This is a genomic window from Affinundibacterium nitidum, assembly GCF_014284155.1.
Taxonomy (GTDB): domain Bacteria; phylum Pseudomonadota; class Gammaproteobacteria; order Burkholderiales; family Burkholderiaceae_D; genus Undibacterium; species Undibacterium nitidum.
Genome location: NZ_JACOFZ010000001.1, coordinates 1,658,975 through 1,674,908 on the forward strand (window position 1 = coordinate 1,658,975; position 15,934 = coordinate 1,674,908).

General features: G+C 47.8%; 11 protein-coding genes. 6 read left to right on the plus strand and 5 right to left on the minus strand.

From position 1 onward, the window contains the following. The first annotated feature begins 113 nt into the window (after positions 1 to 113). Positions 114 to 1,907 carry a sensor domain-containing protein gene (locus H8K36_RS07110; protein WP_186914422.1) on the plus strand — a complete coding sequence of 598 codons (1,794 nt, stop codon included), beginning with the start codon at positions 114 to 116 and terminating at the stop codon, positions 1,905 to 1,907. Here the strand turns inward: H8K36_RS07110 and H8K36_RS07115 are convergent. The 4 genes from H8K36_RS07115 to H8K36_RS07130 all read right to left on the minus strand — a co-directional run bounded on the left by H8K36_RS07115 (position 1,879) and on the right by H8K36_RS07130 (position 7,973). Continuing rightward, a complete protein-coding gene (locus H8K36_RS07115; protein WP_186914420.1) occupies positions 1,879 to 2,481 on the minus strand; it encodes a hypothetical protein in 603 nt (200 codons plus the stop codon). The genes H8K36_RS07110 and H8K36_RS07115 overlap by 29 nt on opposite strands. A gap of 108 nt (positions 2,482 to 2,589) precedes the next feature. Then, positions 2,590 to 3,951 (minus strand): MFS transporter, encoded by a 1,362-nt coding sequence (locus H8K36_RS07120; protein WP_186914419.1) that lies wholly within the window; start codon positions 3,949 to 3,951, stop codon positions 2,590 to 2,592. A gap of 124 nt (positions 3,952 to 4,075) precedes the next feature. Then, the gene (locus tag H8K36_RS07125; RefSeq protein WP_186914417.1) at positions 4,076 to 5,398 is read right to left on the minus strand and encodes a GH1 family beta-glucosidase; all 1,323 of its coding nucleotides are present in this window, start codon (positions 5,396 to 5,398) and stop codon (positions 4,076 to 4,078) included. Positions 5,399 to 5,555: 157 nt separating this feature from the next. Then, on the minus strand, positions 5,556 to 7,973 hold the full coding sequence (locus H8K36_RS07130; RefSeq protein WP_186914415.1) for a TonB-dependent receptor: 2,418 nt from the start codon (positions 7,971 to 7,973) through the stop codon (positions 5,556 to 5,558). A 471-nt stretch (positions 7,974 to 8,444) separates the two neighbouring features. On the opposite strand from H8K36_RS07130, the gene H8K36_RS07135 reads away from it, so the two are divergent. The 3 genes from H8K36_RS07135 (at position 8,445) to H8K36_RS07145 (ending at position 12,042) form a co-directional block, all read left to right on the plus strand. Then, positions 8,445 to 10,037 carry a tryptophan halogenase family protein gene (locus tag H8K36_RS07135; RefSeq protein ID WP_186914413.1) on the plus strand — a complete coding sequence of 531 codons (1,593 nt, stop codon included), beginning with the start codon at positions 8,445 to 8,447 and terminating at the stop codon, positions 10,035 to 10,037. A gap of 199 nt (positions 10,038 to 10,236) precedes the next feature. Continuing rightward, entirely contained in the window at positions 10,237 to 11,256 is a 1,020-nt protein-coding gene (locus tag H8K36_RS07140; protein ID WP_222611126.1) for a LacI family DNA-binding transcriptional regulator, read from the plus strand. Positions 11,257 to 11,331: 75 nt separating this feature from the next. Next, positions 11,332 to 12,042, plus strand: coding sequence for a glutathione S-transferase N-terminal domain-containing protein (locus tag H8K36_RS07145; RefSeq protein WP_186914411.1), 711 nt, complete (start codon positions 11,332 to 11,334; stop codon positions 12,040 to 12,042). Positions 12,043 to 12,063: 21 nt separating this feature from the next. On the opposite strand, the gene H8K36_RS07150 is transcribed toward H8K36_RS07145, so the two are convergent. Further along, positions 12,064 to 14,469 (minus strand): heavy metal translocating P-type ATPase, encoded by a 2,406-nt coding sequence (locus tag H8K36_RS07150; protein ID WP_186914409.1) that lies wholly within the window; start codon positions 14,467 to 14,469, stop codon positions 12,064 to 12,066. Between the two features lie 208 nt (positions 14,470 to 14,677). Between H8K36_RS07150 and H8K36_RS07155 the strand changes: the two genes are divergently transcribed. Beyond that, entirely contained in the window at positions 14,678 to 14,878 is a 201-nt protein-coding gene (locus H8K36_RS07155; protein WP_186914408.1) for a heavy-metal-associated domain-containing protein, read from the plus strand. Positions 14,879 to 15,063: 185 nt separating this feature from the next. Next, positions 15,064 to 15,924: a flagellar motor stator protein MotA gene (gene motA, locus H8K36_RS07160; RefSeq protein WP_186914406.1), complete on the plus strand. Its 861-nt coding sequence runs from the start codon at positions 15,064 to 15,066 to the stop codon at positions 15,922 to 15,924. Positions 15,925 to 15,934: the final 10 nt, after the last annotated feature.

The following is a 15,934-nucleotide window of genomic DNA, read 5'->3' on the forward strand; positions in this document are numbered from 1 at the left end:
ATTTTTAGTTTGCTTTGCTACGCTAAGGAAGTACATGTTGCTGAATAAATCGAGTCCGATTTCCGTCAACAATAAGTAGAAAAACTGCCACCCTGAGACAAGGCAAGATCGACATGAGAGCGAAATCTAGGACCGATGTACGGCTCGACGTATTGATGAACCTGCATACGGGTGTCGTCGTGCATGCTCCTGATACCAGCATTATATTTAGTAACCATCGTGCTGCCGAACTGCTGGGCTTAAGTGAAGATCAAATGCTTGGCAAACGCGTCATCGATCCGAATTGGTGTTTCATCGATTCTGAAGGTAACCGCTTAGCGCCAGAGCGATATCCAGTCAGCCTTGTATTGTCTACCTTAACACCGCTGAGAGAAACTGTACTTGGTGTATTGGCCCCAGATCGCGCAGATATCGTCTGGCTTATCGTTAGCGCCTTTCCTGATTTCTCTAGTTCCGGCCAACTTTTACGCGTAGTCGTCAATTTTCATGACATTAGCCAACGCAAAAAAATGGAGGCCGAACTTGAAAAGTCCCGAGCCTTCGCACATTCCATTCTCGATGGCATTGCAGCCAATGTTTGCGTGCTAGATGAAGAAGGAAAAATAATCGCAGTCAACCAAGCATGGAAAGATTTTTATGTAGATAACGGCGGTGCGCAAGGTCACTGCCACGAGGGTGATAACTACCTCAAAGTTTGTACTAACGCCATTCAGTCCTTATCCGCCGAACTGCAAAGTGCGAGCCAGTTCTATATTGGTTTCCGAGAAATCATCGAGGGAAAAAGAGAACGCTTTGACTTAGACTATCCTTGTCACTCGCCCAAAGAGCAACGATGGTTTTTCGTTCGCGTTGCCGCTATGCGAAATGTGTCCCCCCGACGAATTGTCGTTACACATGTCGATATCAGCGCACAAAAGCAGACTCAAGAACATCTACAAAAATCACTTATTTTTTCCAAACGCATGATCGAATCCATGCGCGATGGTGTCTCTGTTCTAAGCAAAGACGGTTACACAAGCGAGGTCAACCCCGCACTGTGCGAAATGACCGGATTTACCCGAGAAGAATTACTTGGCACAAGTGCCCCTTTTCCGTATTGGCCAGAAGAAGAGTATTCTGTAATTGATCGAGCGATGAAAAAAACGATCAGCCAGCAACAAGGTGACTTCGATTTGATTTTCATGCGTAAGAATGGCGAACGATTTCCTGTGTCTGTTGCGGCGTCCACAGTATTCGATGACCACGGTCAAGTGATTAGTTATATTGCCACTGTTAAAGATATCTCAGACTACAAAAAAATGGAGTCAGAGATTCAAAATCTCGCGTTTTACGATCCTCTCACCAATCTCCCGAACCGTCGCTTGCTCAATGATAGAATTAGCCTCGCTATCGTCTCAAGTAAGCGCTCTGGAAAATATGCTGGATTGATGATGTTAGATCTTGATAACTTCAAACCTCTAAACGATCAGCATGGGCATGACGTCGGCGATTTGTTGTTGATAGAGGCTGCACATCGTTTACGAAGCTGCATACGCGAAGTCGATACTGTTGCTCGCTTCGGCGGAGATGAGTTCGTCGTCGTCATCAACGAATTGCATCGGGATAAAACACTCACCGATGCCTATCTGATTGACATCGCCGAAAAAATACGTAGCGCGATCGCCGCTCCCTTTATTCTGCATTCGGGGACATCGAACGACAAAGCAAGCATCGAACATCACTGTACCGCGAGTATCGGCTGTTTAAGTTTTTCCAGCACAGTGCGCCACGGGCGAGATCTACTTAAATTGGCTGATAAACAAATGTATCGAGCTAAACAACAAGGTCGGAACCGTGTCTCCTTACTTCAAACTGACATAGATGAGTCGACAATCAGCACTAACGAACCTCAGCGCTCTCCACCCTGAACAACTCGCAAGCGCCTGCACCAGTATCTTCGCGCGTCATTGACGATTGCCAGTGCCAACCATCGGGCGCATTCACTGCAACTAACTTTCCACGCAAGTGCACGACCTGACCTGGTCGCACATCCTTAAGTATTTTCGCAATTTTTGCGTCGGCCGGAATCATATGCATATTGGCACTATGACTCGCGATTTCTGCGGGCGGGCGTGGTGGATCATTTTCCCACCGATAAAAGTAAAAACGATTTGCCTGCGAAATACTGAGTTTGGAAATGATCTCTGAATCTGACATCGAACCCCACCCCAAAGCCAGATCGACCGGCGACAAGTCAGCCTCACGGCCCATGCTGTAGAGCTCCTTTGACAATACACGGGCTTCAATATCGAAATCAGCCAAAGCCTTAATCGTGTAATTATCTTTCTGCCAGACTTCTCCGCGATCAAGATTGGTTTGTACAGGATCTCGCGCAACGAGGACACCATTGGATCGATAAACGGGTTTCTGCGTACGCTGTTGCCACTGATGCCAGCCGCCAAAAATCACAACCGCAATCAGAATCCATCGCCAAGAGAACATGTCTTACCCTTCCTCGTTCAAGTACACTGTGCAGAGAATCAACTCTGCCGATGAAACAGTGTAATTCAGAGTACGTAAAAAATATACTCTAGCGACCCGAGCAAACGATTAATGTATGGCTGCCGCATGTTTGGTCTGTTCTGGATTCCCTGATTCAGTCTGAGCGGCGGCATCGGTCTGATGGAAAGGTGCAAACCAGCATGCGAGGAAAGAAGGGATAGTGGCAACCATCACAAACACAAAGTAATTAATGTAGCCCATCCACTCTTGCAGGAAACCACTGACCATGCCTGTTAGCATGCCGCATAAGCCCATCAGCCCGGTACCAAAAGCATAATGCGTGGTGGTGTATTTTCCAGGCGCGAGCTCCTGCATCAAATAAATCATGTAGCCAACAGAGCCGAAGCCGAAAAAGAATTTTTCAATGATGACGCCCGCGCTAATCAAGACTAGATCCTGAGGCAAATACCAGCTCATAATCAAGAATGTGATATTGGGGATATTCACGGCACAGCAGAGAATGAACAAGGTCGATTTCAAGCCACCACGTGCAACAAACCAACCACCCAGCAGAGAGCCCAATAGCACGGCTGCCAAACCGTAAGTGCCATATACCAAGCCAAGTAATTCATTGGATAAACCTAAGCCCCCCTTAGCTAAAGGGTCTAACATAAAGAACGGTCCGATTTTTTCAAGAAAACCAATACTTAAACGGAATAAAAACGCAAAAGCGATCATCTTCCAAACATCGCGCTTCTGAAAGAAGGTGACGAAAGAGTCTTTTAAAATATCGACAGTCGCTTTCACCGAGGTCGGCGTATTGCTCGCGCGTTCGCCATCAGGCATGACTTTCCAATGCCATAGCGCCATCAACAAGGTGACGCCAGCGACTAAGAAAAAGATGATGCGCCAAGCGGCAATCCATTCTGGTCCAAAGCTCCCTTTTGATTGGTGAAAAACTTCGGTATATAAATAACCGCTGAGCCAGACCATACCGCCCGCAGCAACGATAGGCCCCACATTCCAGCTCAAACTTTGAATGCCGCAAAACAAAGATTGGCTGCGGCTATCGAGAGAAGTCACATACACGCCATCACTGGCAATATCTTGAGTAGCACCGACAAAAGATAAGACCCACAGCATAGGCATCAGTACCACCATATAGTTTGGCAATGACATCGCAAGGCCAACCCCGACAAAGCCAAGCGCGATGGTCAACTGAGCACAAAGCACAAAAAACTTTTTAGTGCGGTACATTTCGACAAACGGTGCATACAAAGGCTTAATGGTATAGGCCAAGATAAACATGCTGGAGTAGCCCGCTGCTTCGCCATTACTCATGCCCAGATTTTTGAACATGGTGGACGTTACATTCGTCAACATCATAAAGCCGAGTGCCATCGTAAAATAGGCGGTCGGCACCCAAAATAAGGGGTTGATATTACCTACTGTTTTGACTTGGTCTTGCATGCTTGTCTCCGTCTTTATCATCTTTTTTATGGAATTCTTTTTCGCTCAATCGGTTTTCGATTGGCTTGAGCATACATGAAAATGGCATGCCCTTATTGTGCTTTTTTGTACTTTTCTTGTAGACCTATCGTACTTTCTGTTCAGCGACGAATCCGCGATACCAATACGCACTATCCTTCAAAGTGCGTTGCTGTGTAGCGTAGTCGACATGAACAATACCAAATCGTTTCGAATAACCTGAATTCCATTCAAAATTGTCGAGCAGACTCCATAAGAAATATCCCTGTACATTAACCCCTTTGGCCATCGCTTGAAACAACGCGGCTAGATGATTTCTGACGTAGTCAATACGTGCCAAATCAGGAATCACACCGTGGGTGACCTCATCCGGATTGGCCATGCCGTTTTCAGTGATATAAATTGGGGGTAGCGGGTACTCTTCGTTCAACTTCAATAGGAGTTCGGTCAAACCCTGCGGATAGATCTCCCACCCCATATCAGTACGACCATGTTCCAGCGGCGGTTGACGAGGGGGATCTTCAGCACTACAAAAAGCGCGGAAATAATAATTCACACCAAGAAAGTCGATAGGCTGTTGTATGTGTTTGAAATCATCAGCTTGCACGATTGGTGCATTTTCTCCATGCGCACGCAAAGCAAGCTCGGGATAATGGCCTTTGAAAATAGGATCCATAAACCATTGAACAGAGCGCGCGTACTCAAGTTCAGCCAAGGCTCGATCTTGTTCACTATCGGTAGCAGCATCCGCAGTCCATTGATTGAGGACGATGCCTAATTTCGCCGAGGCCTGCTGTGCTCGCATGGCAGTCATCGCCAAACCATGAGATAACAATAGATGATGCGACACTTGTATCGCTTGCTTGGCGTCGGCGACGCCAGGGGCGAATTGCGCATTGCCATAACCAAGATTCGCAGTACACCAAGGTTCATTATGAGTTGCGATACTGGCGACTCGATCTCCGAAGCGATGCGCCACTTCGGCTGCATAATCAGCAAAACGAGCTGGGATATCGCGTGATAACCAACCACCATCCTCTTGCAAACCCTGAGGCAGATCCCAATGATACAAAGTGAGATGTGGGGCGATGTTCTTTTCCGCTAGAGCATCAATTAAGCGAGCATAGAAATCAAATCCCTTCTCATTCCAAGCTCCCTTGCCTTGCGGTTGCACCCGCGACCAAGCCATCGAAAAACGATAGGCGTCCAATCCTAAAGAAGCGATCAGATCAACATCGTCACGATAACGGTGATAGTGGTCGCAGGCGACGAGGCCATCGCTGGCATCTTTGATGTTGGCGGGATTTTGACAAAAGGTATCCCAGATAGACAAGCCTTTGCCGTCGGCAGTCGCTGCCCCTTCGATTTGAAAGGCACTGGTAGCAACGCCCCAGATAAAGTCTTGAGGAAATTTGGTAAATGAATTCATGTTCTGCTTGGATGTTCATGCACCGTAGTGCGAGACTGTGGCAGACTGAGCGTGCCCATCATACATGCGCACGCTCAGCCTTCCTTACAAAAAGGCGTGATACTGCCAACGTGGTAGATGTTCAAGGTCAAAAGACCTTGAATATTTTTTCCAACAATTAGAAGTTGTAGCCAAAGTTCACACCGACTGTTCGCGGCGGCAAATACTGCGCTACCCACGCACCACCGGCATTACCGGCACTCGTTTTGACGTTGTTGTTGCCCACATTGCGAACGAAGAAGTCAGACCACCAACCTTTGGTTGACTCGTAACGCAATCCGATATCGGCCCGGCTATAGGCTTTTTGCTTATCACCCTCACCCAAATTAAAGACACTCAACCACGTTTCAGTTTCATAATGAACGCTCGCACGTGGTGTCAAAGTTGCGCCATCAGGCATATGGAACATATGCTGATATTGGAACTGGGCAGCAAAACGTGGGGCATGCGGCATGGTGTTACCAGTCACATCAAGACAGGTGCTAATACCTGGGACTTTACATGCAGGTAAAGCATAGTCATTAGTACCACCAATTAATTTACCAAGCTTAGCGCGAGTAAAGGCGAAGGTCATTTGTAGACGATCATCGGGTGTGATACGTGCTGCGATTTCAGATTCAAATCCGGAGATCTTCGCGCCTTCGGCGTTGCTGGTCGCTAAGCCACGTGTGCCATCTGGATTGGTCACGGGCGCACTGAACTGAAAGTCTTTGAAGTTGGTGTAGTAAATGGCATTATTGATACGCAATGAACCATCTAAGAATGTACTCTTCGTACCAATCTCATAGTTGGTCAAAGTTTCAGCGCCGTAGGTTTTACCACCATCTTGTAAGCCACCCGATTTGTAACCGGTCGAGACGCTGGTGTATAGCATATTGTTTTTGTCGACGTCGTAACCCAGACGCAATAAACCTGTCACTTTGCTACCCGTGTATTCACCATCATTGGATGGCTTCCCTGGACTGTAGCCTTGACCTGGAATGCGTGGATCGATATTCGGATTCAATGGCACTTGTGGCACAGTTGCATCGTAATTCCACGTATAGCCATTACCACCGACATTAGTACGTTTGTCAGAGGTGTAACGTAAACCACCAGTTAAATGCAAACTGTCGTCGACGTTCCAAGTTGCCTGACCAAATGCCGCGCTGGATGCAACCGTTTCTTTTGGTTGAATGAAGGAACCTTGCCATCCGACGGTACCTTGCTGGGTGCCGTTAAAAATCGGAATATCGAAACGAATATCATTGCGTTCTGCCGCATAGTAAACGCCCAATTGCCAGTCGACTTCACGCTTTCCTGTCGATTGCAATTCCACTTCGTGACTGTAGTTGAAGTAATTAGAAGATACCGTGTTATTCGCTTGATAGCCTGCACCAGTAGCGAAGCTAGTTGGGATAGAAACACCACCGTCTTGATCGAAATTGGAAGATCCACTGAACTTCGATACACCAGCGATATACGACAAACTCATATCATTGTTGAGATGATAGTCCAAGCGGCTACGCAAAGAATCGGTGTCACGTTGAACGAAAGGTGCGGTATCAATCAAAGCAGACCACAACTTTTGACCAGCACGAGGAGTTTGCATCAGATTCATACTTGGCGTGCCACGATCCGCATATTTTTCGTAAGCGACATTCCATTTTAGATCTGGGCTGATTTGCCACAATAAGCTCACACGCACAGCCGTTTGATCCTGCGCATTGTATTTTGGCCCGCCGTTCACGAAGAGATTTGGATTGATAGGCTGGAAGTCAGCCAATTTTCCACCACCTGCAACAAAGGCCGCTTTCTGACTCGCCAATGGGATGACTGGCAATGTCTGATAATCGACATAACCATCATGTTGTTCATGCACGAAAGCGACGCGCATCGCTGCATTGTCGCTCAAAGGAATATTGAATGCACCGCGACCCCCCAAACGATTGTAGGTACCCAAACCCGCTTCAATATTACCCGTTTGTTTACCTAATACAGGTTTAGCCGTTTGCATATTGACTGCGCCAACTGTCGAGTTACGTCCCCACAAGGTGCCTTGAGGGCCACGTAAGATTTCGATCGCATCTAAGTCGAACAACAAGGCCGTTGCGCCTTCTGGACGTGGTGAATAGATGCCATCGACAAAGGAAGCAACTTCAGGATCTGCGTATTCTGTTTTGGCACTGTCGTTACCAACGCCGCGCAGCGTCATCGTGATAACACCATGATCACCTTGCCCAGTTGCTTGGAAACTCGGGACCAAGTTCACCACGTCGAGTAAAGTTTGTACATGGGCGTCTTCCAACGCACCTGCATTGATCGCGGTAATCGCGACCGGAGTTTTTTGTAAAGACGTTGTACGCTTTGTACCAGTGACCATCACCTCTTGAATGGTAGTCGTCGAATTTTTCGCAGCGTCGCTGCTCGCAGGTGTGGTTGTTGTCGGCGCTGCATTTTGTGCGTGGGCCGTGCTCATACCTGCGACTAGTACCAACACAGCGAGTTGAATTGGGGTGCTCGCACGTTGTCGGATTGGTGATGCTGATTTTTTCATTTTGTCTCCAGTTGGATTGGTATTGTGTTGACTCATCTCGGCAATCAGTTCAAGCCTAAGTCTTGCGCGAGCACTTGCCATCTTTAAGAAAGTGCTTTGTTCCCGCATAGTTGAGCTTGCCTTCAAACCAATTGCTGTTTGCTTCTTTGCTACCTAGTTTTTCCATCCTGTTTGGTCCATTTTTTTTGCCACAGACCTCATTCACGAAGTTTTCATGTTGGTAGCCCGCTATCACGTTTTCCACATCCACGAGGCAATAAACCCAGTTTCAGCCCGTTTTTCCACGGATAAAACGACAATAATCCGCGTTAAATTTGTTTGAAAACGTTTTCACATCACATGAAAACGTTTTCATGATACATTTTAATTTTTATCGATGTCAACTAACTTTCCGTTTTGCGACGCAGCAAAAAGGGAAAGTGGTATGCAATTTTGATCAGAACTTACAACAAAAACTGAGAGACAAACACCATGAAAAAAGTGACTCAAATCTTGATCGTCGGTGGCGGTACTGCGGGTTGGCTGACTGCGGCTTTTTTGGCAAAACATTTAGCCAGCCATCGGGATTTCGGCATACAAATTCGTTTAGTCGAGTCCCCAGAAATCGGCATCATCGGTGTTGGTGAAGGCAGCTTTCCATCGATCCGCGGCACGCTTGCAGCCATTGGCATCGACGAAGCACGATTCATTCGCGAATGTCATGCGACTTTTAAGCAAGGGATACGTTTTGATCATTGGGTTCGACCGGCACAAAGCAGTGGCGCGCCGCACTACTTTCACCCATTTAGCCAACCAAGCCAACGCACTGGGACACCCGAACTTTTACCTTACTGGTTACACGGCTTAGCTGGAAAAGATGTGCCATTTGCGCAAGCAGTCAGCATGCAGAAGTTGATCGCTGACCAAGGGAGAGCGCCAAAACGCGCTAGGGATAACGACTATCTTGGCCCTATGAATTACGCCTATCACTTTGATGCCGGACGCTTTGCAACGCTGTTGGCTGAGCACGCGAAATCGCTTGGCGTCAAACATTTGCTAGGTAACGTGGATCAGGTCCGCTTAAGTGAAGATGGCAGCATTGGATCTGTTCATACCGAAGAACATGGCGCTCTGCAGGCCGATTTATATATCGACTGTACAGGCTTTCGCGCACGTCTGATTGGTGAGACTTTGCAATCAAATTTCAAGAGTGTGAGCGAGGTACTTTTTGTCGATCGCGCACTTGCAGTGCAAGTGCCCTATGCCGCCCCGCAAACTGCGATCCCTTCTTACACGATCTCGACTGCACACGAGTCGGGCTGGACCTGGGATATTGGGCTGCAAAGTCGACGTGGAATCGGCTATGTGTATTCAAGTCGACACAGCAGCGATGAGCGTGCAGAACAAATTCTACGGCAGTATGTGGGTTCAGCAATGGCAGATCTTCAACCTCGAAAACTAGATCTAAAGTTGGGCTACCGTCCGCAAGCGTGGGTCAAGAATTGCGTGGCAGTTGGGCTTTCAGGTGGCTTCCTCGAGCCACTTGAATCGTCCGGCGTTGGTTTAATCGAAACCGCAGCATACTTGCTTGCCTATTTATTTCCATTTGATGGTGAATTGGAAGCAAGTGCTAAACATTTCAACCATTTAATGACGCAACGTTACGACAGGATTGTGGATTTCATTAAGCTGCATTATTGCCTTAGTCAACGGCAGGACAGTGCCTTCTGGCGCGATAACACTGATGCAGCATCGATACCCTTATCCTTACGTGAAAAACTCGCCATGTGGCGCAGCCGTCCACCAAGCCGCCTCGATTTCATCACCGACTTAGAAATGTATCCGCCATCGAGTTGGCAGTATGTTCTGTACGGTATGGAATACGCTACCAAGTTGCATCCGAGTGCCTTAGATGCCAACAAACTGGTATTAGTCCAGCAAGAGTTTCAAAATATCGCGAACTTTTCACAACGAGCACTGAACGACCTTCCAGAACATCGCGCCTTAGTTGAGTATTATTGCCAAAAAGGGCAAAATTCGTCGAATATCAAGAAAACGTTTTCATACGGTCAGCTAATGGCCTAGCACAGCACTTTCGCGACCTTGAGTTGAGACCCCATCGCCAATCTGACATGTGATTTTCAATTCTTTTAGCAAGAGACTACAAAGTCACGAAAAGTCAGTAAAACGATTGAAATTTGTCCTTGTAAATTATGCTATTCTTCCCAGCGTAGAGCACATTTGAAAAGCTTTTCATCATTATTTTGATCAAGAAGGTACCCACTTGAGCGAGCAGTCACCGAACGACACCCCAACCACCCTTATCGACGTAGCCCGATTAGCAGGCGTGTCGCCGAGCACGGTATCGCGGATTTTGAATGGCACAGCGAAAGTATCAGACGATAAGCGTCAAGCGGTGATGGATGCCATCGCCCGTATGAACTTCGCCCCCAACCCCATGGCACAAAGTCTAAAACGTGGAAGGTCGATGACCATCGGGATCGTTGTACAGGATATTTCGAGTCCGTTTTTTGACGAAACTTTGCACGGTGTTGATGAAGCTTTGAAAGGTACGGGTTATGCATCGGTGATCGTCAGTGGTCACTGGAATGCGGCGGAAGAAATTGAGCGTATCCGTTTGCTGTTAGCACGTAAGGTCGACGGTATCATTTTGCTCTCAGGTCGCATTACAGATGAATCAGTACTGCAGTTTTCGCAGCATCGCCCTATCGTCTCAACTGGACGGGCGATACAAACACAACGCGCTCTCGGCTTTAAACTCGACAATGAACACGGTGGCTGGTTGGCTGTACGTCATTTAATCGAACTGGGTCATCGACGCATTGCCTTTATCACTGGCCCCGCCAACAACTGCGACGCCGATGAACGTTTAGCTGGCTACAAACGTGCTTTGCAAGAAGCTGATATCGCGTATGACCCCAAGATTGTAGTGGAAGGTGACTTCCATGAAAGTAGCGGTATGCGCGCGATCAATCATTTGTTCGACACGCAGCAACAATTCACAGCCGTTTGCGCGGCCAATGATTTGAGCGCCTACGGTGCGCGCTTGAGCCTGTATCGCAAAGGCATACGCGTGCCCGAAGATATTTCCTTAGTCGGTTTCGATGATTTACCTGGATCCTCTTACACGACTCCACCACTCACTACAATTCGCCAGCCGCTGTACGACATCGGACGCATCGCTACCAATTCGCTCTTACATTTGATCAACGGCGAGATAGTAGAAACCAGTATTCCGCCTCTGGAACTGATCGTCCGTGAGACGACACGTAGAATACGTTAAGATAGAGAAATGATTGACACATGACTGTCTGTCTACAAGTAGACAATTGATTCTTTATCCACGCGTTTTTTTACTATGCCAAGCTTCTTATCCCTGAACGATTTCCCCATTACACAAAAGTGGCCAGCCAAACATCCAGAACGTTTGCAGCTCTACTCTTTGGCCACTCCAAATGGTGTCAAAGCCTCCATCATGCTAGAAGAAATTGGCTTAGCATATGAAGCACATCTGGTGAGTTTTGAAGCCAATGATCAACTGTCGACAGAGTTTATTTCACTCAATCCCAATAACAAAATTCCCGCTATCATTGATCCCAATGGGCCGCAAGGAAAACCGCTGGCCCTCTTCGAATCTGGCGCCATCTTGATCTATCTCGCTGAAAAAAGCGGTCAACTGCTTTCCGCAGAGCCCGAGAAGCGTTACCAAACTCTACAGTGGTTGATGTTCCAAATGGGCGGTATTGGTCCAATGTTTGGGCAGCTCGGTTTCTTCCATAAATTTGCTGGGCGCGAATATGAAGACAAACGTCCACGTGATCGTTATGCAGCTGAATCAAAACGTTTACTCGGCGTCTTAGATCAACATTTAGCGCAACACGAATGGATGGTCGACGACTACAGCATCGCCGATATCGCGATCTTCCCTTGGGTCAGAAATCTGATCGGTTTTTACGAGGCAGCGGAGCTCGTCAACATTGAGCAATTTCCGCACGTGATCCGTGCACTTAATCAATTTCGACAAAGACCAGCAGTCATCGAAGGCTTACAAATTCCTCGTCGCGCATAATCAGCACAAACACCGAGCACCTTATTTAGGAGGCGTGCTCGGTTTCCATCGACGCAATAAGAGTGCATTCGAAATCACACTCACACTCGACAAAGCCATCGCTGCGCCAGCGATCATCGGGTTCAAGTAACCCATTGCCGCTAAGGGAATTCCGATCAAATTATAAAAAAAGGCCCAACCCAAATTCTGCTGGATTTTGTGGTAGGTTTTCTGTGAAATCGCGATAGCCTCTGAGACCAAAGCCGGATCGCCGCGCATCAAAGTGATGCCTGCGGTATGCATAGCAACATCAGTTCCCGTCGCCATGGCGATACCCACATCGGCTGCCGCTAAAGCAGGTGCGTCGTTAATGCCATCACCCACCATTGCAACACAAGCTCCAGCTTGCTTTAATCGCAGCACAATCGCTGCTTTATCGGCGGGCAGAACTTGTGCATACACTTCGGCGATACCCACAGCCTGCGCAGCTGCATTGGCACTGCCTTGATTATCACCGCTGATCAAAACCACCTTCACACCAATACTTTGGAGTTGCGCGACCGCGTTGGCCGCTTGTGCTTTGATCTGATCACCAAAAGCCACTATGCCACACAACTGCGGCGTTCCATTCTGATCTTGACGTGCCAGATACGAGAATGTATGACCTAGTCTTTCTTCGCTGCTGGCGATGTGTGCCATCTCGGCGATATCAAGTCCCAAATTTTGCATCCATTTGCCATTGCCAAAACAAATGGACATGCCATCAACGATGGCTTGCACGCCCAAACCAGGTATTGCTTTAGCATCGGTTGCTACAGGCAAACCCACGTGTTGTGCTGCACTCGCCTGCATTACCGCTTTCGCTAAAGGATGATCACTATACTGCTGAACTGCGGCCGCCCAACTCAATAGCTCTGTTTCGCTAGCTTGCCAATGAGGATGCGTATGAATAGCGGTGACTGTCGGCTTACCTTCGGTCAATGTGCCTGTTTTATCGAAGCATACGGTGTCGAGACGATGTGCAATTTCCAAAGCCTGCGCATCTTTAATCAAAATACCGAATCTCGCTGCTACGCCGGTACCCACCATGATCGCCGTTGGTGTGGCCAATCCTAATGCGCAGGGACAGGCGATGACTTGCACTGCGACAGCATTCAAAATCGCGTCTTGCCAATCGCCGGTGAGCAATCCCCAAGCAAGTAGAGTAAGTAGAGAAAGACCTAGTACAACGGGCACAAAAATGGCGCTGATCTGATCAACCAAACGCTGAATCGGCGCTTTCACGGCTTGCGCGTCCTCTACCAATTTGATGATCTGCGATAGCATGCTGCGGGCGCCGAGCTCGGTGGCCTTGATCAACAACATGCCCTCACCATTCACCGCACCCGCAAACACTTTATCACCAGGCGCTTTAGACAAAGGCAAACTTTCTCCCGTCAATAAAGACTCGTCAACTTGACTTTGACCCTCGGCCACCTCGCCATCGACCGCAACCCGCGCACCAGGTCGAATCACAATTAACTCTCCAGTTTGTAGCTCGACCAATGGTACTTCTTGTTCGCGCCCATCTCGTCTCACGATGGCGGAAGTCGGACGCAGGGCTTCGAGCGCTTTCAAGGCCGATACTGTTTGCAATTTCGCGCGCGCCTCCAACCACTTACCCAATAAAACTAGAGTGATCACCACCGCTGAGGATTCAAAATATAGATGTTGCATTCCCACCTCATGATGCTGACCATGCGCAAACATCAGATACAGAGATAAACCATATGCAGAACTGGTGCCGATGGCGACCAACAAATCCATGTTGCCACTACCAGCTAATACGGCGCGATAAGCGGCTCGATAAAACCGCGCGCCAAGAAGAAATTGCACTGGTGTGGCCAAAGCCAGTTGCCAATAACTCGACAGCATCCAATCAAGGCCAAATGGGCTCAGCAACATCGGTGCCATTAAAGGCAAGCTTAAGGCCGCTGCTAAAATCACATGCCAGGGCCAGGCTTCTGTACGGCGATTTGCGGAAGTCACAAGCTCGGTCAGCAAGGTAGCGGGATACCCGGCCTTCTTACAAGCTTGCAAAAGAGTAGCGTAATCGGTACCAACCAACACTCGAACCTGTGCTCTCTCCGTGGCGAGATTGACGCTGACGTTCATCACGCTGGGGAGAGCCTTCAGAATTTTCTCAACCCGCCCAACGCAAGATGCACAAGTCATTTCACTAATAGCGAGGTCTATGCTAGTGGTGGGCACTTGGTACCCTGCTTGCTCCACCGCTTGTACCAACGCGGCGATAGTCACATCGCCTTTCACACTTGCTTTCTCGCTTGCCAAATTCACACTAACCGCACTCACCCCTTCCACAGCTTGTAAGCGGCGTTCGACGCGCTGTACGCACGAGGCGCAGGTCATGCCTTCAATTGGCAGTGTTTGATGTCGTACTTGGCTCATCGATATTCAACGTGTATTGAGAATTAAGTAAGTGAATCATACAGTGCCTCAGTACATGGTCAAGTTATGGCTTTGATATAGCGCAATCGCTTTAATGAATTTCGTTGCAAACTGCAATTTCGACGAAGCACTGTGCGCAGCGTCGTAATCAAGTACTACAATCTAGTTTTACAAACTTCAATCAACCGCATCATCAAAAGGAAATACTATGCCCGTTTTTCAAATTGCCGATATGACTTGCAAACATTGTGAAGCCACGATTACCAAAACGGTCAAAGACATCGACGCTCAAGCGCAAGTGATCATTGATCTAGCTGCGCATACGGCGAAAATCAAGAGCCAACACAATATTGATGTGATCGAAAAAGCAATCAGCGACGCTGGGTTCACGCCGGTACGCCAAGCCTAAAGGAAAAACGGAGATTTAATTGTCGTAAATTTAATGAAGCTCTACTTAATCGATCTTGAGATTAAAAGAAGCTACTTTTTCCTACTGGCAATTAAATGAAAAGCTGATATTCTCCACGCGATACGCTTAGCTATGTGCTCACATGCGATGCGTCTTTCTAGTTCCGTAAGAAAAGCGAGCTTTCAGTGTTAATCGTCGTCGGCATACTTATCGTTTTGTTTGCAGTTTTTGGTGGCTTTGCTATCGATGGCGGACATCTCGCAGCACTATTCCAACCGGTAGAATTATTCATGATTGCAGGTGCCGCTATTGGCGCCTTCATGATTGGGAACGATAAAGAGAGCATACTCACTACGCTCAAAGCCTTCCCCTCGATTTTCAAGAGCCACAACCGTAGCAAAGTTCTATATTTGGACTTGATTACGCTGCTGTACGAATTACTCACCAAAATTCGCAAAGAGGGTTTGATGTCGATTGAAGATGACATCGAAAACATTTATGAAAGCCCCGTTTTCAGTAAGTATCCCGAGGTTTTAGAAGATAGTCATTTGATGGAATTCTTGACCGATTATTTACGCTTAATGGTCTCAGGGAATGTCGACTCCTACCAGATTGAAAACTTGATGGATGTTGAACTAGAAGCCCACCACACCGACGAAGACTTACCGATCCAAGTGATCTCCAAAATGGCTGATGGCTTACCTGCATTTGGCATTGTTGCTGCCGTGATGGGTGTAGTACATACGATGGAATCGGTGGGTATTCCGCCAAATGAACTTGGAATCTTGATTGCTAAGGCCTTGGTCGGAACCTTTCTTGGGATTTTGATTTCTTACGGTTTTATTGGTCCCGTCGCAGCGCGATTAGAGCAAAAACTCAGCATCAATATGATGGCCTATCAATGTATCAAGGTTACGATCATCGCCAGTCTAAACGGTTATTCACCGCCGATTGCCTGTGAGTTCGGACGTAAAGCCTTAAGCTCACGCACACGGCCTAGTTTCCGCGAATTGGAATATCACATCAAACAAGCCAAAGGTAAATGAGCACCTCGCT